At 60.9% G+C, this 19,666-nt stretch carries 22 protein-coding genes; 11 read left to right on the top strand and 11 right to left on the bottom strand.

The genetic code is table 11. From position 1 onward, the window contains the following. Positions 1-2 precede the first annotated feature (2 nt). Positions 3-857, bottom strand: a complete 855-nt coding sequence (locus ACA053_RS17905; protein WP_109632836.1) for a MurR/RpiR family transcriptional regulator — start codon at positions 855-857, stop codon at positions 3-5. A 342-nt stretch (positions 858-1,199) separates the two neighbouring features. On the opposite strand from ACA053_RS17905, the gene ACA053_RS17900 reads away from it, so the two are divergent. Beyond that, on the top strand, positions 1,200-1,760 hold the full coding sequence (locus ACA053_RS17900; protein ID WP_497393291.1) for a histidine phosphatase family protein: 561 nt from the start codon (positions 1,200-1,202) through the stop codon (positions 1,758-1,760). Next, positions 1,760-2,515, top strand: coding sequence for a precorrin-6A synthase (deacetylating) (gene cobF, locus ACA053_RS17895; RefSeq protein WP_497393290.1), 756 nt, complete (start codon positions 1,760-1,762; stop codon positions 2,513-2,515). The genes ACA053_RS17900 and cobF overlap by 1 nt, the downstream gene beginning before the upstream one ends. A 47-nt stretch (positions 2,516-2,562) precedes the next feature. Here the strand turns inward: cobF and ftrA are convergent, their stop codons facing one another. Further along, on the bottom strand, positions 2,563-3,537 hold the full coding sequence (ftrA, locus tag ACA053_RS17890) for a transcriptional regulator FtrA (protein WP_497312097.1): 975 nt from the start codon (positions 3,535-3,537) through the stop codon (positions 2,563-2,565). Positions 3,538-3,640: 103 nt separating this feature from the next. Between ftrA and ACA053_RS17885 the strand changes: the two genes are divergently transcribed. Next, positions 3,641-4,075, top strand: coding sequence for a rhodanese-like domain-containing protein (locus ACA053_RS17885; protein WP_497393289.1), 435 nt, complete (start codon positions 3,641-3,643; stop codon positions 4,073-4,075). A gap of 148 nt (positions 4,076-4,223) precedes the next feature. Here ACA053_RS17885 and ACA053_RS17880 read toward each other — a convergent pair whose 3' ends face one another. After that, positions 4,224-4,871, bottom strand: a complete 648-nt coding sequence (locus tag ACA053_RS17880) for a type 1 glutamine amidotransferase (protein ID WP_497393288.1) — start codon at positions 4,869-4,871, stop codon at positions 4,224-4,226. Between the two features lie 245 nt (positions 4,872-5,116). Between ACA053_RS17880 and ACA053_RS17875 the strand changes: the two genes are divergently transcribed. The 3 genes from ACA053_RS17875 to ACA053_RS17865 all read left to right on the top strand — a co-directional run bounded on the left by ACA053_RS17875 (position 5,117) and on the right by ACA053_RS17865 (position 8,017). Then, entirely contained in the window at positions 5,117-5,896 is a 780-nt protein-coding gene (locus ACA053_RS17875) for an ABC transporter substrate-binding protein (RefSeq protein ID WP_109632824.1), read from the top strand. Between the two features lie 112 nt (positions 5,897-6,008). Continuing rightward, positions 6,009-7,121, top strand: coding sequence for a succinylglutamate desuccinylase/aspartoacylase family protein (locus ACA053_RS17870; RefSeq protein WP_497393287.1), 1,113 nt, complete (start codon positions 6,009-6,011; stop codon positions 7,119-7,121). A gap of 179 nt (positions 7,122-7,300) precedes the next feature. Further along, positions 7,301-8,017 (top strand): alpha/beta hydrolase, encoded by a 717-nt coding sequence (locus ACA053_RS17865; protein ID WP_497393286.1) that lies wholly within the window; start codon positions 7,301-7,303, stop codon positions 8,015-8,017. A gap of 3 nt (positions 8,018-8,020) precedes the next feature. Here ACA053_RS17865 and ACA053_RS17860 read toward each other — a convergent pair whose 3' ends face one another. The 3 genes from ACA053_RS17860 to ACA053_RS17850 form a co-directional block, all read right to left on the bottom strand. Beyond that, a complete protein-coding gene (locus tag ACA053_RS17860; protein WP_497312089.1) occupies positions 8,021-8,608 on the bottom strand; it encodes a hypothetical protein in 588 nt (195 codons plus the stop codon). 123 nt (positions 8,609-8,731) lie between these two features. Continuing rightward, on the bottom strand, positions 8,732-9,655 hold the full coding sequence (gene yddG / locus ACA053_RS17855; protein WP_497393285.1) for an aromatic amino acid exporter YddG: 924 nt from the start codon (positions 9,653-9,655) through the stop codon (positions 8,732-8,734). A gap of 56 nt (positions 9,656-9,711) precedes the next feature. Further along, on the bottom strand, positions 9,712-10,506 hold the full coding sequence (locus ACA053_RS17850) for a hypothetical protein (protein WP_109632816.1): 795 nt from the start codon (positions 10,504-10,506) through the stop codon (positions 9,712-9,714). A gap of 163 nt (positions 10,507-10,669) precedes the next feature. On the opposite strand from ACA053_RS17850, the gene ACA053_RS17845 reads away from it, so the two are divergent. The 3 genes from ACA053_RS17845 to ACA053_RS17835 all read left to right on the top strand — a co-directional run bounded on the left by ACA053_RS17845 (position 10,670) and on the right by ACA053_RS17835 (position 13,136). Beyond that, on the top strand, positions 10,670-11,203 hold the full coding sequence (locus ACA053_RS17845) for a chalcone isomerase family protein (protein ID WP_497393284.1): 534 nt from the start codon (positions 10,670-10,672) through the stop codon (positions 11,201-11,203). Between the two features lie 10 nt (positions 11,204-11,213). After that, positions 11,214-11,738 (top strand): DUF3833 domain-containing protein, encoded by a 525-nt coding sequence (locus tag ACA053_RS17840; protein WP_497393283.1) that lies wholly within the window; start codon positions 11,214-11,216, stop codon positions 11,736-11,738. A 78-nt stretch (positions 11,739-11,816) separates the two neighbouring features. Beyond that, entirely contained in the window at positions 11,817-13,136 is a 1,320-nt protein-coding gene (locus tag ACA053_RS17835; protein ID WP_497312081.1) for an Nramp family divalent metal transporter, read from the top strand. Positions 13,137-13,237: 101 nt separating this feature from the next. Here ACA053_RS17835 and ACA053_RS17830 read toward each other — a convergent pair whose 3' ends face one another. Further along, positions 13,238-14,131 carry a LysR family transcriptional regulator gene (locus ACA053_RS17830; protein WP_497393282.1) on the bottom strand — a complete coding sequence of 298 codons (894 nt, stop codon included), beginning with the start codon at positions 14,129-14,131 and terminating at the stop codon, positions 13,238-13,240. Positions 14,132-14,244: 113 nt separating this feature from the next. Here ACA053_RS17830 and ACA053_RS17825 point away from each other — a divergent pair, with 113 nt between their 5' ends. Then, positions 14,245-14,847, top strand: a complete 603-nt coding sequence (locus tag ACA053_RS17825; RefSeq protein WP_497393281.1) for an NADPH-dependent F420 reductase — start codon at positions 14,245-14,247, stop codon at positions 14,845-14,847. 121 nt (positions 14,848-14,968) lie between these two features. On the opposite strand, the gene ACA053_RS17820 is transcribed toward ACA053_RS17825, so the two are convergent. From ACA053_RS17820 to ACA053_RS17810, 3 genes are read right to left on the bottom strand one after another with little or no spacing between them, the layout of a single operon-like run. Next, entirely contained in the window at positions 14,969-16,150 is a 1,182-nt protein-coding gene (locus ACA053_RS17820) for an acetyl-CoA C-acetyltransferase (RefSeq protein ID WP_497393280.1), read from the bottom strand. An 11-nt stretch (positions 16,151-16,161) separates the two neighbouring features. Next, a complete protein-coding gene (locus ACA053_RS17815) occupies positions 16,162-16,827 on the bottom strand; it encodes a CoA transferase subunit B (protein WP_054051104.1) in 666 nt (221 codons plus the stop codon). A 33-nt stretch (positions 16,828-16,860) separates the two neighbouring features. Continuing rightward, positions 16,861-17,559 carry a CoA transferase subunit A gene (locus tag ACA053_RS17810; RefSeq protein WP_497312073.1) on the bottom strand — a complete coding sequence of 233 codons (699 nt, stop codon included), beginning with the start codon at positions 17,557-17,559 and terminating at the stop codon, positions 16,861-16,863. Positions 17,560-17,710: 151 nt separating this feature from the next. Here ACA053_RS17810 and ACA053_RS17805 point away from each other — a divergent pair, with 151 nt between their 5' ends. Continuing rightward, the gene (locus ACA053_RS17805; RefSeq protein ID WP_497312071.1) at positions 17,711-18,613 is read left to right on the top strand and encodes a LysR family transcriptional regulator; all 903 of its coding nucleotides are present in this window, start codon (positions 17,711-17,713) and stop codon (positions 18,611-18,613) included. Between the two features lie 122 nt (positions 18,614-18,735). Here ACA053_RS17805 and ACA053_RS17800 read toward each other — a convergent pair whose 3' ends face one another. Continuing rightward, positions 18,736-19,566 (bottom strand): NAD-dependent protein deacetylase, encoded by an 831-nt coding sequence (locus ACA053_RS17800; protein WP_109632800.1) that lies wholly within the window; start codon positions 19,564-19,566, stop codon positions 18,736-18,738. Positions 19,567-19,666 lie beyond the last annotated feature (100 nt).

Below are 19,666 nucleotides of genomic sequence, written 5' to 3'. Positions count from 1 at the left end.
CCTTATTTATCCTCCAGCAGGTGGGTGTCGAAGTCGGTCCGCAGGGCATCGATGCCTTCCAGGCGATCGGCCAGCTCCGGGCTGCGCAGGGTCAGACAGGCAATCAGCGCCTCGACCTGGGCCAGCGCCGGCACCATGGAGTCGAAGGCCGACACCGATTCCACCGGCGCACTGATAATCAGGTCAGCCATTTCTCGCAGCGGTGAAGCATAGATATCAGTGAACAACACCACGCGGGCATTTCGGCTTTTCGCCGCGTTGGCCACGCGCAGGGCCTGTGATTGGTAGCGGCGATAGTCGAACACCAGAACCACGTCCTGGCGCTGCACGTCGAACAGCCGGTCCGGCAGTTGCGCGTTGTCTTCCAGGGCGAAGCAGCCCGGGCGCAGCAGGCGCAAATGGTTGAGCAGATAGCTGGCGAGGAAACTGCTGAAGCGTCCGCCAAAGCAGTGAACCTGATGGCGGGTGTCGAGCAGCCATTCCACCAGAATCCGCACGTCTTCGGGCTGGGTCAGTGCATGGGTTTCCACCAGCGCCCGATGGCTGTCCGCCAGATAATGGCTCCAGGCGTCGCCTTTCTGAAGATGAGAGCGAAGCTGTAACAAGGCGCTGGGGGACCGCAGGCGGTGGTCCATGTCGCTGAGCAGGGCGTCCTGAAAATCGGCGTAACCGCTGAAACCCAGTTTTTTCACCAGCCGCACGATGGTGGGGTCGCTGACACCGGCATGTTCGGCCAAACGTGACATCGGCCCCAGCCCGTTACGGGGGTACTGGTCCAATAAGGCACGAATGACTTTGCGTTCCGACGGCGTAAGGTCCAGGCCGGGATCGGTGATCAGGTCTCTGAGAGAGGGCATCCGGGCTCCTGCTGGATGGGTGTGTCGGTTTTGTTTCATAAATTGCTAAAACAGTATTTATGTAGTGCGCGCTACATGTCTAGTGAATTTTTCCATGGGTTTTTCAGGGGCCAGAATGAGGCGAAAAGCCTGTGCGCTGGGGGCTACATGGAAGTCGACTGGCGTTGTAGTCCATCGCCCGCAAACGTGTCAGAGATTGCCTAAATTCATTGGTTGGTCGAGGTTGTATCTCCGTGATAGCTGGATCAAAGGAAACGCCCTGGATCACGGTTCTTGCGGCACAATTGCGTCATTAACGGCGGCATCGTGCCGTCTTCCATTTCATCGACAGGGTGATAATCCGTGCAGGCAACCCGTTTGACCCTGATGTGCCACGCGCGAACCGTCGCACAAAAATTGGCGAGTTTTCCTACGAATGAGCCGTTGGAATTTTATGGTCAATGGGCGAAGGGATCGCGTAGCGGCCAGTTCGAGGAGACGCCACGGCTGCTCTGCGGGCCGGAGTTGCGTACGCAGCAGACGGCCGAGTTGTTTGGCAATGATGTTGAAATCATCGCGGCACTGAGGGATTGCGACTTCGGACGGTGGAGCGGGGCGCGGATCAATGACCTGCAAAAGTCCGAACCCGAGGCGCTCCAGGCCTGGCTCGATGACCCGACCTCGGCGCCCCATGGCGGTGAGTCGGTCGCGCAGCTCACCGTGCGCGTGGCGCAGTGGCTCAAGTCCCTTGAGGCAACACCGGGGCATTTCCTTGCCATCACCCATCCCTTTGTCATTCGCGCCGCATTGACCCAGGTGTTGCAGGCCAAGGCGTTCAACCTGATCGATGTCGAACCGTTATCGGCCATCGAGTTGCGGTTCACCGGCCGCTGGCGGCTGCGTTTGCTTGAAGGAGTCATTTGATGAAAAAGCTTCTGGTCATCGGCATCGGTGCCGGCAACCCCGACTACATCACAATGCAGGCCGTGAAGGCGCTGAACCGCGTCGACGTGTTTTTCCTGATGGACAAGGGCCAGAGCAAAGACAAATTGATCGACCTGCGCCGTGAGATCTGCGAGCGCTACATCACCGAGCACAACTACCGCTTCGTCGAGGCCCACAGCCCGGAGCGCGAGCGCGGGGAAGTGGACTACAAGACCAGCGTTGAAGATCTGAACCTCGCCAAGCAACAGACCTTCGAGCGGCTGATCAATGAGGAAATATCCGACGACCAGTGCGGCGGTTTTCTGGTGTGGGGCGATCCGGCGTTGTACGACAGCACCCTGCGGATTTTGCAGGCGATCCTGACCTCGGGCCGCTGTGCGTTCGAGTATGAAGTGATCCCCGGCATTACCAGCGTCCAGGCGTTGGCGGCGCAGCATAAGGTGCCGCTGAATCGCATTGGCCGCTCGATCGAAATCACCACCGGCCGACGCCTGGCGGCGGGGCAGGTGAGCGATGCCGACAGCCTGGTGGTGATGCTCGATGCCGAGGATTCCTACCATCGGGTGGCGGACCCGGAGACGGAGATTTACTGGGGGGCTTATTTGGGGACGCCGGATGAGATTTTGATCAGCGGCAAGCTCAAGGATGTGGCGGATGAGATCGAGCGAGTGCGCAAGGCGGCGCGAGTGGCAAACGGGTGGATTATGGATACGTACCTGTTGCGTAAGCCTTGAGGACGGAGGTGTCTGGGCTTGCTCGCGAAGGGGCCCTAAAACACACCTCAGATAATCGCGTTGACCCCACGCCCAAACCGCTCCCGATACACCGACGGCGGCACACCCACCACCCCACGAAACGCCACCCGAAAACTCTCCACCGACCGATACCCACATTGCTCGGCAATCTGGTCTGTGTTTTGCCCGGTGCTTTCCAGCAACTCCCGCGCCCGCGCCAACCGCTCATGCTGCAACCATGCCTTGGGCGGCATGCCGGTGGCTTCGGTAAACCGGCGCAGAAAGGTCCGTTCACTCATGGCCGCCTCGCTCGCCAATTCGCGAACCTCCAGTGGTTCATGCAAACGCTCCCGGGCCCATTGCATGACGCGAGACAAATCGCTGCGCGGCGTAGGACTGACGGGCGTAGGAATAAACTGCGCCTGACCGCCGGTGCGTTGCGGCGACATCACCAGCCGCCGCGCCACCGAGTTGGCCACCTGAGTGCCGAAATCCCGCGCCACCAGGTGCAGGCATGCATCGATCCCCGCCGCGCTGCCGGCAGAAGTGATCAATTGACCGGAGTCGACGTAGAGCACGTCCGGGTCCACCAGAATGTTCGGAAAGCGTTCGGCCAACTCGGTGGTGTAGCGCCAATGCGTGGTGGCGCCGTGACCGTCCAGCAGGCCGGTCGCCGCCAGCACAAACACGCCGGAGCAGATCGACAGCAACCGCGCCCCCCGCCCATGGGCCTGGCGCAGGGCGGCGAGCAAGTGTTCCGGCACCGGCTCGGTACGGTCGCGCCAACCGGGAATGATGATGGTGCGGGCGTTTTCAAGCAGTTCCATACCGCCATCGGCCAGCACCTGAATGCCGCCCATGGCGCGCATCGGGCCCTGATCCACCGCGACGATACGATGCTCATACCAAGGGAAATCGAACTCCGGCCGCGCCAGGCCAAAGATCTCCACGGCGATGCCGAATTCAAAGGTACAGAGGCCGTCGTAGGCCAGAATCGCGACCAATCCAGGGTTAGGCTGCATTTGGCGGAAAGTTCCCGGTGAGTGTCTTGTGCGCCACTGTAGCCGCAAGCGTCGGGCGGATAAAGTCTTCTCACACCCACTCAAGACTTTGGAGTACAGCCCCATGTCCAGCCTGGTCCGCGCCATTCCCGCAGCCCCTTCGGCCATTGCCCTGATGCACTTCAGCAACCGTCTGACCTATGAAACCGATTGTTCCGACGTGTACGGCAGCCAACAGGCCGGCGAAGTGGATTTTGTCCTGGTGGACGTGCGTGGACCGTTGGCGTTCGAACGCGGGCATGTGCCGGGCGCGATCAACATTCCAGGACGACTGCTCACCGCCGAGAGCCTGGCGGATTACCCGACCTCCACTTTGTTTGTGGTCTATTGCGCCGGGCCGCACTGTAACGGCGTGCACAAGGCGGCGGTGAAACTGGCGGCGCTGGGTTACCCGGTCAAGGAAATGATTGGCGGCGTGACCGGGTGGCTGGATGAAGGGCTGCAATTGAGTGTTGTGGAGCAACGGCCTGCCACCACCGCCATCGGTTGCGAATGCTGACATTCAGACACCGCTGAACACATTGTGGCGTGGGAGCTTGCTCCCGCTGGGTTGCGCAGCAGCCCCACAATCTTGGCAATTGTCGAAGATTTTGGGAGCGCTCCGCACTCCAGCGGGAGCAAGCTCCCTCGCCACAAAAGCTCCTTTGCTACAAAGGCCTACTCGCCACAGAATCCCACCACTCATCCAGTGTCACCTGCAACCACTCGAACACGGCTGCATGGGCGGCGCTGTCCGGTTCCCCGCGAGGCAACGGCGACTCTTCTCCAAAGTGCGCATTAAGCATCGCCACCGATTCCGCATTCCACTCCGGATGAAACTGCAAACCCACCCGCGTAGGCCCCACGCGGTATATCTGCTGTTCACAGTGATTACTGCTGGCCAGCAATTGCGCATTGGGCGGCAGGTCGATCGCGTCTTCGTGCCACTCCAGCACCTTCAGCGCCTGGCCATCGGTGAACGTCACGGTGGTCCAGCCGGTTTCGGTCCGCTCCATCCGCCGCACTTTCCCGCCCAGACTCAGCGCCAGCAACTGCGCCCCCAGACAAATCGCAAACACTGCCGTGCCCTGATCCAGGCTCGCCGCCAGCCATTGCCGTTCTGCTTCCAGCCACGCCGGCCCGGCGTTGGATTCATAAGGCCCGCCCAACACAATCACGGGCGCCGCACTCACTGGCGGTAATTGGCCGAGGTCGGCGCGAAAGACGTTCAGCGTCACCCCTCGGGACTTCGCCCAATGAGCAATGGCACCAGGACCTTCGGCGGGGTGATGCTGGATCAGGTTCAACATTGGCATCGGTACTCTCTGTAGTTTTTGCGTGTAGGTTTTGTCTGAAAAAAGGGCTTGTCCTACAGTCCTTGCACCGCCTTGGCGCACGCTTCAAGGGCTTTGAATTTCTTGGCCACTTTTCTATAAGTATTTGTCGCTTAAACACAATTTGCCCTGTGAAAGCCGCTCTAGACTGCCGGCCACTTCGATCTTCACCGACCGAAAGTCATTCGAAAGCTGCCAATAAAAGCCTCCGCACACAGGAGTTATAAATGAAGAAGCTAGTGATGTTTGGTGCCCTGGCACTGTCGATGTTGTCCCTGACCGCCGTGGCCGATGACGCCAAGCCGATCCGCATCGGTATCGAAGCCGGTTACCCGCCATTCTCGATGAAAACCCCTGACGGCAAACTCACCGGTTTCGACGTCGATATCGGCGACGCGCTGTGCGAGCAGATGAAAGTGAAGTGCACCTGGGTCGAACAAGAGTTCGACGGCCTGATCCCGGCACTGAAAGTGAAGAAAATCGACGCGATCCTGTCGTCCATGACCATCACTGACGATCGCAAAAAGAACGTCGATTTCACTATCAAGTATTACCACACCCCGGCACGTTTCGTGATGAAGGCCGGCACCGACATCAAGGACCCGCTGACCGAGCTCAAGGGCAAGAAAGTCGGTGTGCTGCGCGCCAGTACCCACGACCGCTTCGCCACTGAAGTGCTGGTGCCGGCCGGTATCAACCTGGTTCGCTACGGCTCCCAACAGGAAGCCAACCTGGACATGGTTTCCGGCCGCGTTGACGCGCTGCTGGCCGACTCGGTCAACCTGGACGACGGTTTCCTGAAAACCGACGCCGGTAAAGGCTTCGCTTTCGTTGGCCCGACCTACGAAGACGCCAAGTACTTCGGCGGCGGCGCCGGTATCGCTGTGCGCAAGGGCGATACCGCTCTGGCGGACAAATTCAACACCGCCATCACCGAAATCCGCGCCAACGGCAAGTACAAGCAAGTGCAAGACAAGTACTTCGACTTTGACGTTTACGGCCATTAATCAAGCCGTTCAAAAAAGTGGCAACCGTTGACGCGGTTGCCACTTTTTTTATGCGCTCTCTCTGTTGAAATGAGATCCCCTGTATTTCAGTGCCCCTTATATCGGAGTCTCCATGCAACGCATCGACCATCCTCTGCCCTGGAGCCATCTGGGCACCGAACGCACCCTCAGCGTGTTTCGTTATGGCGCCGGCACTCGCAAGGTCTATATCCAGGCCAGCTTGCACGCCGACGAGTTGCCCGGGATGCGTACCGCCTGGGAGCTGAAAAAGCGTCTGTCCGAACTCGAAACCCAGGGCCAGTTGCAGGGCGTGATCGAACTGGTGCCGGTGGCCAATCCGATCGGCCTTGACCAGCACTTGCAAGGCAGCCACATGGGCCGCTTCGAGCTGGGCAGCGGCAAGAACTTCAACCGCGCCTTCGTCGAACTCAGCACCCCGGTGGCCGCGTTGATCGGCGACCGGTTGGGTCACGATGCGCAGGCTAACATCGCGCTGATTCGCCAGACCATGGGCCAGGTCCTCGACGACTTGCCGGCACCGGCCTCGCAGCTGGAAGCCATGCACCGCTTGCTGCTGCGCCACGCGTGCGACGCGGACATCACGCTGGACCTGCATTGCGATTTCGATGCGGCGATTCATCTCTACGCCTTGCCGCAACACTGGCCGCAGTGGCAATCACTGGCGGCGCGCCTGAAGGCCGGGGTGGCGTTGCTGTGTGAAGATTCCGGCGGCAGTTCATTCGATGAGTCCTGTTCTTCGCCATGGTTGCGCCTGGCGCGGGCTTTCCCCGAGGCGGCGATTCCCCCGGCCAACCTGGCGACGACGCTGGAACTGGGCAGCATGGGCGACACCCGGGTGGATCAGGCCCAGGCCAATTGCGAGGCGATTCTCGGGTTTCTCGCCGAGCAGGGCTTCATCGCCGGCACCTGGCCAGAGGCACCGAGCGAATGCTGCGAAGGCATGCCGTTCGAGGGCACCGAATACCTGTTCGCGCCGCATCACGGGGTGGTGAGTTTTCTGCGTGATTCGGGGGAGTGGGTGGAGCAGGGCGATGCATTGTTTGAGGTGGTTGATCCGCTGAGCGACCGCGTCACCACCGTGCGCGCCGGGACCCGCGGTGTGTTGTTCGCGATTGATCGCGGGCGGTATACGCAGCCGGGCACGTGGCAGGCGAAAGTGGCGGGGCGTGAGCCGATTAGGGTGGGGAAACTGGTCAACGATTAGCTGCAGAATCTTCGGTGCCTTGCCGGGCCTCTTCGCGAGCAAGCCCGGACCCACATTTGGAATGCATTCCCCTGTGCGAGCGGGCTTGCTCGCGAAGGCATCAGCCACACCGAAAATCCCCCGGCAAGCTTCACAGTGTTAGGCTCCCCCCGAATCCTGCGCTCTGTGAAGGAAGGTTTATGTTGAAGTTTCTCGCTCTGCTGACATTGCTGGCCTCGGCCAACGTCCACGCTGAAACCCCGCTGCACACCGATCTGCCGCTCAAATATCTTGAGCAGGCCAACCCCGAATCCCGCCACCAGCCCCTAGTGATTTTCCTCCACGGTTACGGCAGTAACGAGGAGGATCTGTTCGACATCAAGAATGAATTGCCGACGCAGTACAACTACCTGTCGGTGCGGGCGCCGATGGTGATGGAGGAGGGCAGTTACAAGTGGTTTCGCGAGAAGGGCAGCGGGGCCTACAACGGTGAAACCGATGATCTGAAGGCCAGCGGCCAGGTGTTGCTGGAGTTCATCGCACAGGCGGCGAAGAAATATCACACCGAACCCGACAAGGTGTTCCTGGTCGGTTTCAGCCAGGGCGCGATCATGTCCTACGAGGTGGCGTTGCGTCATCCCGAGGCTGTGGGCGGGATCGCGGCGCTGAGCGGGCGGATTCTGCCGGTGCTCAGGTCCGAACTCAAACCGGATGAAAAACGCCGGAAACTGGCGATCTTTATCGGTCACGGCACGGCAGACAAACGCCTGCCCTACATCGACGGCACCGACGCCAACAGCCTGTTACAGAGCCTGTCACTCAAGCCTGAGTTTCATGCCTACCCGGGCGTCGGTCACAGCATCAGCGCCACCGAGATGCAGGATTTGAGCGCCTGGTTACAGCGTCTTAACCCTTGAAGCTTATTTGCCGGTGACGATCTGTTTGACCAGCGTCTCGTGACCGCCATTGTCGCTGAGGCGGGAAATCACCTGAACGATCGCCATGCGCGTGTTGGACGCGGCCATCAGCGTGGTGTCGAGGGTTTTGCCACCGCCCTGGGTGGCGGTGCTGTCGATCTGCCTCAGCCCCAGGCCGGTGCCTTTCTGGGTCAGGCTTTTTTCGCTGAGCTTGGTGAAGTCCGGCAGTGCCTTGGCTTGTTCGGTGGCGAAATCGGCCGCGGCGGAGTCGAGGAACGGACCGTCGTTGTCCTTGACGTTGGCGCCACCGGGAATGGTGTTTTCAGCGGCGATCACCACGGTTTTGGTGGCCTCATTGGTGTACATGGTGCCCGTGGCCCCGGCGGTACCGGTCGCCGCGTCGCCGGCGGGCAACGGGTTGGCGATGAAGCCCTTGGGCAGGGTGAACTTGAACTTGCCGCCGAGCATCGAGACGACTTGTGCAGGCGCTTTGTCGCTGGCAGTGGCCTTGGCGGCATAGGCATTCAAAGCCCCCAGGCTGGCGGCCGCCGTCAGTAACAGGACAACGGCTTTTTTACTCAACAATGACATTCGAAAACTCCAGGGATGATCGCGCATTCGCCGCAATCATCCCATGGAATACGATTCGTAGCACAGCAGTGTCAGGCCTGGTTCTGTAGCAAACCCGTTCGATTGACGCGCGAGGTTGTTGCTCTACTCGTTCGGAACAATCGAACGCGTTGCGGGGGCCTTATCGCTTGTTCGCGACGTGGCAATCACCGCCCCGGCGATAATCAGCACGGCGGGGACGATCAGGATCGGACCGGCATGGCTGCGTCCCACGGCGATCAGTAACAACGTCGAAATCAATGGTGCGAGATAGGAAAGCGCTCCCAGCGTTGCCAGACTGCCGTGTTTGGTGGCGTGGTCCCAGGCAAAAAATGCCATTCCCACCGGCCCGAGGCCGAGCACCACAATCGCGGCCCATTGGCCGAGATCAGGCTGCACCGTGGTTTCGAAGGCCAGGTGACAGATCAGGCCGGACACGGCCGACATGCCGCAGATCCCGCCGATGATGCTGCTGGGTACGTCGTTGAACTGTCGGTTGACCACCGAGTAACCGGCCCAGATCACCGCACAGCCGAAGGCCGCGAGATATCCGGCAATGGGCATCGATGCGCCAGTCTCCGGGCCATGTTGTTGCATGATGAACGCGGTGCCGGCCAGGCCCAGCAGCGCGCCGAGCATTTGCCGTTTGTGCAGCTTTTCCCCGGCCGAGAACGCCGAGAGCAGCACCAGCAACAGCGGCCACAGGTAATTGATCAGGCTGGCCTCGGCGGCCGGGGCGACTTTGAGCGCGAAAAAATACAGCGCGTGATAAACGAAAATGCCCACGAAGCCGGTCACCCATACCGCCCAGGGTTGTCGCCAACTGCTGAAGCCGGCGAGTCCGCGTCGACCCAGTATCACCAGGCTCGCCGCAAACGCGATGCCAAAGCTCAACGTCAGCAGTTCAAAGGGTGGAATGCCTTCGGTGAGGGTGGTCAACAGCGCGAGGCAGGACCAGAGAAATATCGCGATGACGCCAACGGCGGTGGCTGAATGAGGAGTACGGACGAGCGACGTTGTGAGACTCATGTCTGTTCCTTCAGCACGTAGCGGGCGACATCCTGGCCCTCGGGATGTGAAGGAGCTTAGCGTTTGATCGCGGCTCGTCCAGCCTCGGTCGTCGGGTTGGCCGGTCGCGCCAGCAAGCGCCGGGTGATGCCCAGCATTCCCACGGACACCGCAACCCCCAGCGCAAAGGCGCTCATGCCCATCTCGGGCAACGCCAGCGCCAACACCAGGCAAAACGCCGCAAACGAATACATGCCGGTTGCCGTCGCCCGCAGCAGCGCGGCCGTAAACGCCGGGCCACGAGTTTGCTGGGAAAACACCGCCATCACGCTGCCGAGCACCGGGAACACTGCGAGCAGACCGCTCCAGCCTTCGCCGACGGTGCTGGCGAGCAGCGTGACGGCGAGGGTGAGCAGGGCGCCGGCAATCATGCGCAGCAGCAGTTTGTCGGACTTCGGCGCCGGGCCGGAGACGATGGGCTGCACGCTGGGAAACAGGAACGGCGCCGCCAGCAGCGCGGTGGCGGCCGCGATCACCGAGAACACCAGCGAGGGTGGGATCAGCGACAGCACCACGGCCACGGCGGCCCAGACCGACAGTGAAATCATCAACGCCCATGGCCATCCCGCCCGTTGAGCGACCTGGGCGTAGGTCACGCAGAAGGCGATCATCGCGAACATGGCCGACAACGCTGCCGTCGCTGACTGCGCGGCGAACACTTCGCCTTGCTCGATGGCGAGGAAGAACAGAATCGGCCCGACCACCACCGGTAAACCCGACAGCCAACCGGCCACGCTTGGGCCCCAGCGTTTGCCCGCGAGGGAAATCAACAAGAGAAAGCCTGGGATCACCAGCAGTTTAAGCATCAGCACGCACGTGTCTCCGACCTGAGTGAGGCGCCAACGTTAGCATCGCGGACGTTGGATTGCTCTAGAAATGAAGGGGGTTTGTATACAAAGCGTGCGGCCAAATAATTGTACAAATAGATACTTTGCGTATAAGTTTTTAGCAGATGCCCACGGTGAATAGAACGCGATGAACAGACCCCGATTTCGCCTGCACCACAGTGTGTTGTTGCTGGGATTGTTAGGCACCCAGGCCCTGGCCAATTGGCAGGAGGCATTGCCCGGCGCGCAGATCATCGGCGCCGGCGAGTTTCGGGTGTTCGGGTTTGATGTCTATAACGCCCGGCTCTGGAGTGCGGCACGGCCATTGGCGCTGGACCAGCCGTTTGCCCTGGAACTGATCTATCAACGCAGCATTTCCCGCGATGATCTGGTGCAGGCCAGTGTCAATGAAATCAAGCGATTGTCCGGCGCCTCGGTCAGCACCGAGCAGCTCGAGCGCTGGAAGGTGCAGATGCAACAGTCGTTCGTCGATGTAAAAGCCGGCACCCGCATTACTGGCATTTATTTGCCGGGGCAGGGCGCGCGGTTCTATGTCGGCCAGCAGCCGCAACACGAAGTGAAAGACCCGCAATTCGCTCGGGCCTTTTTCGCTATCTGGCTCGACCCACGTACGCGTAATCCCGAGTTGCGCCAGCAGTTGCTGGGCAGCGCTACTCCTTGAGGTGCATGACATGCTGAAGAAACTGCTGCTGGTGTTGTTCGTCTGCCCGGCCGGTTGCAGCGTTGATGTGCAGCGTTACAGCGAGCAAACCCCCAAACTCGATCTGCCTGGGTTCTTCGTCGGGCGAGTGGATGGCTGGGGGATGTTCCAGAAACGCTCGGGCGAGGTGATCAAACGCTTTCATGTGCTGATCAACAGTCGAATGGACGGCCAGAACCTGATCATGCATGAAGCCTTTACCTACAGCGACGGCACGAAACAGACCCGCGTCTGGACGTTGTACCCTGACGGTCCAGGCCGTTGGCGCGGCACGGCCGGCGATGTGGTCGGCGAGTCCCGCGGTGAGGTGGCCGGCAACGCTTTGCACTGGCGCTATGAACTCAGCCTGCCGGTGGACGACAAGGTCTACCAGGTGCATTTCGATGACTGGATGTACTTGCTGGACGCAAACACCATGGCCAATCGCTCCGCCATGACCAAGTTCGGCATTGAGTTAGGCCAGGTGACGTTGTTCTTCCGCCGACACGGCGCCTGATACCCGGGCATTTTTGCCCTTGGGCGCACAGGCTGAAACGTCTAAGCTGCGCTTTTCCACCTGTCGACGGATGTTTGCGTGAAATTCAGTTTGCCCAAAGTCGGCACTGCGCCGTTTTGCCCGCCGGAAGTGGCGGGCAGCGTTGCCGTTGACCCGAGCGCCTCATTCTTCAAGCGCATGCTGCGCTTTGCCGGTCCAGGCTTACTGGTGTCCATCGGTTACATGGACCCGGGCAATTGGGCGACCGCCATCGAGGCGGGTTCGCGGTTCGGTTACAGCCTGTTGTTCGTGGTGCTGCTGGCGAGTCTGGCGGGGATGGTGGTGCAATGTTTGTGTTCGCGCCTGGGCATCGCCACGGGTCGTGACCTGGCGCAACTGTCCCGGGAGCGCTACAGCACGCGGACCGCGCGGACCCAATGGGTGCTGGCGGAAATCTCGATCATCGCCACTGACCTGGCGGAAGTACTCGGTTGTGCCCTGGCGTTCCATCTGCTGCTGGGCTGTTCGCTGACCGTCGGCATCGCGCTGACCGCGTTTGACACGCTATTGGTATTGGCCCTGCAAAACCGTGGTTTCCGCCGGCTGGAGGCGATCATGCTGGTGCTGGTGAGCACCATCGGCGTGTGCTTCTTCGTCGAGTTGCTGCTGATCAAACCGTACTGGCCGGACGTGGCCCGTGGTTTTACACCGTCCCTGTCAGCCATCGGCGATGCCGCGCCGCTGTACCTGGCCATCGGCATCCTCGGGGCCACGGTGATGCCGCATAACTTGTACCTGCACACCTCGATCGTGCAGACCCGAATGATCGGCAAGGACCTGGCCAGCAAGCAGGACGCGGTCAAACTGGCGCGCATCGACACCATTGGCTCCCTGGCGCTGGCGCTGCTGGTCAATGCGGCGATCCTGATCCTCGCCGCAGCGGCGTTTCACAAGAGCGGGCACACCGATGTGGTGGACATCCAGGACGCCTATCACTTGCTCGATCCGCTGGTGGGCGGCGCCTTGGCCAGCGTGTTGTTCGGGGTGGCGTTGCTGGCTTCGGGGCAGAGTTCGACCTTTACCGGAACCATCGCCGGGCAGGTGATCATGGAGGGCTATCTGAACCTGCGGCTCCCTTGCTGGCAACGGCGGCTGATTACGCGCGGGCTGGCGTTGATCCCGGCGTTCATCGGGGTCTGGTTGATGGGTGATAACGCGATTGGCAAGTTGCTGGTGTTGAGTCAGGTGGTGTTGAGTCTGCAGTTGCCGTTCGCGTTGTATCCGCTGATTCGCATGACCAACGATCACAAGCTGATGGGGCCGTTTGTGAACCGCTGGCCGACGCGGGTGTTGGCGTGGGGGTTGTTTGTGGTGATCAGTGGGGCGAATAGCTGGTTGATCTTCCAGTTTCTCGGGTGACTGGGTTGGCCTCATCGCGGGCAAGCCCGCTCCCACAGGTTTGATGTACGACACAAATCCACTGTGGGAGCGGGCTTGCCCGCGATGAACGATAACGCGGTCTACTTCTGAAACGCTTCAACCACAAAATCAATAAACACCCGGGTCTTGGCCGGCATCAACGTCCGGCTCGGGTAGTACAACGAGATCGGCCCAGCGTCGGCGTGCCACTCGGGCAGCAGGCGCAGCAGTTCGCCGCGCTGGATATTCGCCGCGACGTCCGGCAACACCAGCAGCGACACGCCCAGGCCGAGGATCGCCGCCTCACGCATGGCGGCCGGGTCGTTGAGCACGATGTTCTCGGTCAAAATCGCCTGCGCCTCATTGCCCGCACCATCCTGCATGACCCACTGCCGAATCCGTCCGGTGCGGGTGCCGCGCATCACGATGCCGTTCAATCGGTGCAAGTCCGGCGGACTGTCGGGCGGCGTGCGTCCCGCCATATAGGCCGGTGATGCCACTGCCACGACATGCGCCGCCGCCAAGGTTCGGGAGATGACCCCGGGCGTCAACTCGAAACCACCGCCGATGGCCGCGTCATAGCCCTCGGCAATCAGTTCCACCTGACGGTTTTCGAAGTGCCATTCCGGTTTGATCAGCGGGTAACGCTTGAGGAACTCCGGCAACAGCGGTAGCACATGATCGATGCCAAACGTCGGCGCCAGGCTGACTTTGAGTACCCCGGCCGGCTCGCCCTGATCGCTGCTCATCGCGCTGATCGCCGACTGTAATGCTTGCAGGTTGCCGCCGATGCTCGCCACAAAACGCTCGCCAGCCTCGGTCAGCGACAGTTTTCGGGTCGAGCGCTGGAACAGCCGCACACCGATGTTTCGTTCGAGTATCGCCACATTTCGACTGACGGCGGCGGGCGTCAGCGCCAGCAAGCGGGCCGCGGCAGAAAAGCTGCCGGTCTCGGCGCTGCGGACAAACGACTCAAGGTTGGCAAGGGTTTCCATGGCTGGCACCTGATAGCAATGCTTGAAGATGATTCAAGGCATTACCGTCTAATAAAGTCCTAATGGCAAGCTCAGTATTCACTCCAACGACAACCCCTCGGAGTGAACCATTCATGATCAAAATTGGAATCATCGGCGCCGGCGCCATTGGCTCAGCCTTTGCCCGAGCGCTTTCACGCAAAGGCATTGAGATCGTTATCGCCAACAGCCGTGGGCCAGAAACACTGGCTTCGCTGGTGGAAGAACTCGGGCCAACGGCTCGTGCAGGAACCCGTGAAGAAGCGGCCGCACAAGCCATTGTGCTGGTCGCCGTCAACTGGTCGAAATTGCCGACGGCATTGGCGGGCCTGCCGGATTTTGACGGGCGGATCGTCATCGACGCCAACAACTCGATCGAGGCGCCGTCGTTCAAAGCCGTGGATTTGCAGGGGCGTACGTCCAGCGAAGTGTTTGCCGAATGGGTGCCCGGGGCGCGGGTGGTGAAGGCGTTCAATCATCTGGCGGCGCGGTTGCTGGAAAGCGATCCGGCAGCGGAGGGCGGGCAGCGGGTGCTGTTTGTTTCGGGCGATGACGCCGAGGCGAACGCTCAAGTGATCGGGTTGACCGAGCGATTGGGCTTCTTCGGGATTGATCTTGGGGAGTTGAGTGTCGGCGCGCGACTGGCGCAGTTTCCGGGTGGACCGTTGCCTACGCTGAACCTGGTTAAATTCCCCTGACACAACGCAACACCCCCTGTAGGAGCGGCTTTGTTTGGGACCCGGTGCGACGTGAGTCGCACCGGGGGTGTTACCAGACCGCGCGGCTCTTCGTGGGTCCCCGCGCAGTCTGTTGAACGCTTTACGCCCGTTCGATCGCCAAAGCCACGCCCTGACCACCACCGATGCACAAGGTGGCGAGGCCTTTCTTGGCGTCACGCTTGATCATTTCGTGCAGCAAGGTCACCAGCACACGGCAGCCCGATGCACCAATCGGGTGACCGAGGGCGATGGCGCCGCCGTTGACGTTGACCTTGTTCAAGTCCCATTCCAGGTCCTTGGCCACCGCCAGGGATTGCGCGGCGAAGGCTTCGTTGGCTTCAATCAGGTCCAGTTGGTCGATCGACCAGCCGGCCTTGCTCAGGCAGCGACGCGTCGCCGAGACCGGGCCGATGCCCATGATCGCCGGATCGACGCCCGCGTTGGCGTAAGCGGCGATTTTCGCCAGCACGGGCAGGCCCAGGGCCTTGGCTTTTTCAGCGCTCATCAGGATCACGGCGGCGGCGCCGTCGTTCAGGGACGAGGCGTTGCCGGCCGTCACCGAACCGTCCTTCTTGAAGGCCGATTTCAGTTTGCCCAGGGAGTCGGCGGTGGTGCCGGCCCGTGGCTGCTCGTCAACCTGAAAGGCGACCGGATCGCCCTTGCGCTGTGGAATCAGGATCGGCGTGATCTCGTCGGCAAAACGCCCGGCTTCGATGGCGGCCGTGGCTTTCTGCTGGGAGGCCGCGGCGAAGGCGTCTTGTTGCTCGCGAGTCAGGCTGTACTTCTCGGCCAGGTTCTCGGCGGTAATGCCCATGTGGTAATCGTTGAACGCATCCCACAGGCCGTCGCTGATCATGGTATCGACGATTTGCGCGTGACCCATGCGCAGACCGGTGCGAGCGCCCGGCATAACGTAATTGGACAGGCTCATGTTTTCCTGGCCGCCGGCAATGATCACGTCGGCATCGCCGCAGCGAATCGCCTGAGTGGCCAGGTGCAGCGCTTTCAGGCCCGAACCACAGACCTTGTTCAGGGTCATCGCAGGCACGGTGAAGGGCAGGCCGGCCTTGATCGCGGACTGGCGCGCAGGGTTTTGCCCGGCGCCGGCGGTCAACACCTGGCCCATAATCACTTCATCGACTTCAGCTACGTCCAGACCGGTTTGCGCCAGCAACTGACGGATCACCGCAGCACCGAGATCAACGGCGGAAACGCTCGCCAAGGCCCCCTGGAAACTGCCAATGGCGGTACGGGTGGCGGCAACAATAACGACGTCTTGCATGGAATGATTCCTCACTGAGCAGCGAACTGCATTTCCGGAACGTGATCCGGCACGATCAGTTTACCGGCGGTCTTGGCGACAATCTCTTCGACGCTGACGCCCGGCGCACGTTCTTTGAGAATGAACGCGCCGTTTTCGATTTCAAGATAAGCCAGGTCGGTCAGCACACGCTTGATGCATCCGGCGCCGGTCAGCGGCAGGCTGCATTTGGACAGAAGCTTGGACTCACCGTCCTTGGACGCGTGGGTCATGATGACGATGATGTTGTCTGCGCCGGCCACCAGGTCCATCGCGCCGCCCATGCCCTTGACCAGTTTGCCGGGGATCATCCACGAGGCGATGTTGCCTTCCACGTCGACTTCGAAAGCACCCAGCACGGTCAGGTCGACATGACCCCCGCGAATCATCGCGAAGGACTCGGCCGAGGAAAAGATCGAAGCGCCGATACGCGCGGTCACCGTTTGTTTGCCGGCGTTGATCATGTCGGCATCGATGGTTTCTTCAGTAGGAAAAGGACCCATGCCGAGCAGGCCGTTTTCCGACTGCAGCATGACTTCCATGCCTTCAGGAATGTAGTTGGCAACCAGGGTCGGAATGCCGATGCCCAGGTTCACGTAAAAGCCGTCCTGCATTTCGCGGGCGACGCGTTGAGCCATTTGTTCGCGGGAAAGTGCCATTGTTATTCTTCCTTCAGGTCCGGGGGCTGGGGATCACTTACGCACGGTGCGCTGTTCGATGCGCTTCTCGAACGTGCCGCAAATGACCCGGTCGACGTAGATGCCAGGGGTGTGGATCTGCGACGGGTCCAGCTCGCCGGGTTCGACGATTTCTTCGACTTCGACCACGGTGATCTTGCCGGCGGTGGCGGCCAGCGGGTTGAAGTTCTGGGCGGTGTGGCGATAGATGACGTTGCCGAAGTGGTCGGCTTTCCAGCCTTTGACGATGGCGAAGTCACCGGTGATGGATTCTTCCATCAGGTACTTGCGGCCATGGAATTCACGCACTTCCTTGCCATCGGCAACGGGCGTGCCGACGCCGGTGGCGGTGAAGAAGGCCGGGATGCCGGCACCGCCTGCGCGCATTTTTTCGGCCAGGGTGCCTTGCGGGGTCAGGACGACTTCGATTTCGCCTTTCAGCAATTGGTCTTCGAACAGTTTGTTCTCGCCGACGTAGGAGGCCACCACCTTGCGGATCTGCCGGTCTACCAGCAGAACGCCAAGGCCGAAACCGTCGACGCCACAGTTGTTGGAAACTACGGTGAGGTCGCGGGTGCCTTTGCGCTTGATCTCGGCGATCAGGTTTTCCGGGATCCCGCACAGGCCGAAGCCGCCGGCGATCACGGTCATGCCGTCTTCAAGACCTGCCAGAGCTTCTTCATAGGAACTCACGCGCTTGTCGAAACCTGCCATATGCACCTCTTTTATTCTTTGTGGGCGGCTGGCTAGCCGTATGGGGTAGGAGTGTCTCGCTGGAGGATTTATTTGTTAAGTTGATTTTTAAGGTTGATTGATAGATAAAACTCACTAATCAGTCATCTGTACTACGTTGGAGCCAGCGGTCATGACAGTCAAGCAGATCCGCGCATTCCTGGCCGTCGCCCAGAGCCTGAGTTTCGCCGTGGCCTGCGAGCGGTTGCACCTGTCGCAATCGGCCTTGAGCCTGACGATCAAGGCCCTGGAAGAGGGGCTGGGCGGCCGGTTATTCACCCGCAACACGCGCAATGTGGCGTTGACGGCAGAAGGCGAATCCCTGGTGCCGCTGGCGCGCCGGCTGATTGCCGACTGGGACAACGCCGAGGATGAACTGCGCCAGCGTTTCACCCTGCAGCGCGGACGCGTGACCCTGGCGGCGATGCCATCGTTTGCCGGCAATCTGCTGCCGCCGATCCTCAAGACCTTTCGCGCCCGGTATCCCAAGGTCAACGTCACGGTGAACGACGTGATCAACGAGCAAGTGCTGGAAATGGTGCGCGACCGACAGGTGGAACTGGGGGTGGCGTTTGAGCCGAGCCAGAGTTCATCCCTGGAGTTCACGCCGTTGTATATGGACCGTTTTGTTGCCGTGGTGCCGGACGATTCGCCGTTGGCCGAACGGCAAGACATTGATTGGCAGACTTTGCTCAAGGAACCGTTCATTACCTTGCAGCGCCCCTCGACGGTTCGGGTGATGCTGGAAGAACACTTGCAGGCCCGGGGGATGAAGTTGCCGGTGGAATTTGAAAGCCATCAGTTGGCGACGGTCGGGCGCATGGTCGCCAGCGGATTGGGCGTGAGCGCCGTGCCGGCGTTGTGCGCCGGGCAGATGCGCGAATTGGGTGCGCGGTGCATTACCTTGCGCGACCCGGTGGTGGAACGGGCGATCGGGGTGCTGACCAAGCCTGGGGTGGAGCTGTCGGCGGCGGCGCAGGCGTTGTTCGATATCCTGAAAGCCGAGAACCTGGGCCAACAAGTGTCCATGCCCTGATCACAATCCCCTGTGGGAGCGAGCCTGCTCGCGATGGCGGTGTATCAGGCGACATCAATGTTGAAGGTGCTGGCCTCATCGCGAGCAGGCTCGCTCCCACAGGGATTGGGTTTCGTCAGTCATTAAGTGGTCAGGCGCTGAGCCAGCAAGGGCAACAGCTGTTCGCACGATGCCTCAATCTTCATATCCAGGAGGTCATCTGCCCGGGTCTTGCCCAGATTGATCGCCATCAACGGCTTTCCCTGATCCGCCACCACCCGGCACAAGCGAAACGCCGAGTACGCCATCAACGAAGACCCCACCACCAACAACCCTGCAGCCTGTTCCACTGCCGCCATGGCCTTGGCCGCCGTCACCTGCGCCACATTCTCGCCAAAAAACACCACGTCCGGCTTCATCCTTTCACCCGCGCAATGCGGACAATGCGGCACCTGGAACCGCGCCTCGAACGCCGGATCCAGCAACGTGTCGCCATCCGGTGCCTGCACCGCATCGACCCCGGCCAGATAGGGATTCTGCGCTTCCATCAGTTGCTGAATCGAATCCCGCTCGCTGCGCTGTCCGCAGTCCAGGCACAGTACCCGGTGCAGGCTGCCGTGAAGTTCGATCACATCATGGCTGCCGGCCTGATCGTGCAGGGTGTCGACGTTCTGGGTGATCAGCCCGCTGATCTGCTGGCTGCTTTGCAAACTGGCCAGGGCTTCGTGGGCCACGTTCGGCTGAGCCTGGCGCACACGCGGCCAGCCGAGCATCGCCCGCGCCCAGTAACGGCGCCGTGATTCCGGGGCCGACAGGAACTCCTGATACATCATCGGTTGCCGGCCGCGCCGCACGCCCTGATTGTCGCGGTAGTCCGGAATGCCCGACGGGGTGCTGATGCCGGCGCCGGTCAGCACCATGAATGGCTGCTCGGCCATCAATCGCTGGAGTCGGTCGATTTGTTCGTCGAGCATGTTCAACACTCCGCAAGGCCTTGAGTGTCTGCAGAGTAGCATTGCCGATCACCCTGTAGGAGCGCGGCTTGCCGGCGAAGGCGATTTCAAAAACGCCATC

The sequence above is a fragment of the Pseudomonas sp. LBUM1672 genome, assembly GCF_059695655.1.
The sequence above is the reverse complement of the archived record's forward strand: the minus strand, read 5'-3'. Positions and strand labels throughout refer to the sequence as shown.

Excerpts from the sequence above, each read along its gene's own strand:
- ACA053_RS17905 (WP_109632836.1), bottom strand. The coding sequence starts at position 857 with ATGCCCTCTCTCAGAGACCTGATCACCGATCCCGGCCTGGACCTTACG.
- cobF (WP_497393290.1), top strand. The coding sequence starts at position 1,760 with ATGAAAAAGCTTCTGGTCATCGGCATCGGTGCCGGCAACCCCGACTAC.
- ftrA (WP_497312097.1), bottom strand. The coding sequence starts at position 3,537 with ATGCAGCCTAACCCTGGATTGGTCGCGATTCTGGCCTACGACGGCCTC.
- ACA053_RS17885 (WP_497393289.1), top strand. The coding sequence starts at position 3,641 with ATGTCCAGCCTGGTCCGCGCCATTCCCGCAGCCCCTTCGGCCATTGCC.
- ACA053_RS17880 (WP_497393288.1), bottom strand. The coding sequence starts at position 4,871 with ATGCCAATGTTGAACCTGATCCAGCATCACCCCGCCGAAGGTCCTGGT.
- ACA053_RS17875 (WP_109632824.1), top strand. The coding sequence starts at position 5,117 with ATGAAGAAGCTAGTGATGTTTGGTGCCCTGGCACTGTCGATGTTGTCC.
- ACA053_RS17870 (WP_497393287.1), top strand. The coding sequence starts at position 6,009 with ATGCAACGCATCGACCATCCTCTGCCCTGGAGCCATCTGGGCACCGAA.
- ACA053_RS17865 (WP_497393286.1), top strand. The coding sequence starts at position 7,301 with ATGTTGAAGTTTCTCGCTCTGCTGACATTGCTGGCCTCGGCCAACGTC.
- ACA053_RS17860 (WP_497312089.1), bottom strand. The coding sequence starts at position 8,608 with ATGTCATTGTTGAGTAAAAAAGCCGTTGTCCTGTTACTGACGGCGGCC.
- yddG (WP_497393285.1), bottom strand. The coding sequence starts at position 9,655 with ATGAGTCTCACAACGTCGCTCGTCCGTACTCCTCATTCAGCCACCGCC.
- ACA053_RS17845 (WP_497393284.1), top strand. The coding sequence starts at position 10,670 with ATGAACAGACCCCGATTTCGCCTGCACCACAGTGTGTTGTTGCTGGGA.
- ACA053_RS17840 (WP_497393283.1), top strand. The coding sequence starts at position 11,214 with ATGCTGAAGAAACTGCTGCTGGTGTTGTTCGTCTGCCCGGCCGGTTGC.
- ACA053_RS17830 (WP_497393282.1), bottom strand. The coding sequence starts at position 14,131 with ATGGAAACCCTTGCCAACCTTGAGTCGTTTGTCCGCAGCGCCGAGACC.
- ACA053_RS17825 (WP_497393281.1), top strand. The coding sequence starts at position 14,245 with ATGATCAAAATTGGAATCATCGGCGCCGGCGCCATTGGCTCAGCCTTT.
- ACA053_RS17820 (WP_497393280.1), bottom strand. The coding sequence starts at position 16,150 with ATGCAAGACGTCGTTATTGTTGCCGCCACCCGTACCGCCATTGGCAGT.
- ACA053_RS17815 (WP_054051104.1), bottom strand. The coding sequence starts at position 16,827 with ATGGCACTTTCCCGCGAACAAATGGCTCAACGCGTCGCCCGCGAAATG.
- ACA053_RS17810 (WP_497312073.1), bottom strand. The coding sequence starts at position 17,559 with ATGGCAGGTTTCGACAAGCGCGTGAGTTCCTATGAAGAAGCTCTGGCA.
- ACA053_RS17805 (WP_497312071.1), top strand. The coding sequence starts at position 17,711 with ATGACAGTCAAGCAGATCCGCGCATTCCTGGCCGTCGCCCAGAGCCTG.
- ACA053_RS17800 (WP_109632800.1), bottom strand. The coding sequence starts at position 19,566 with ATGCTCGACGAACAAATCGACCGACTCCAGCGATTGATGGCCGAGCAG.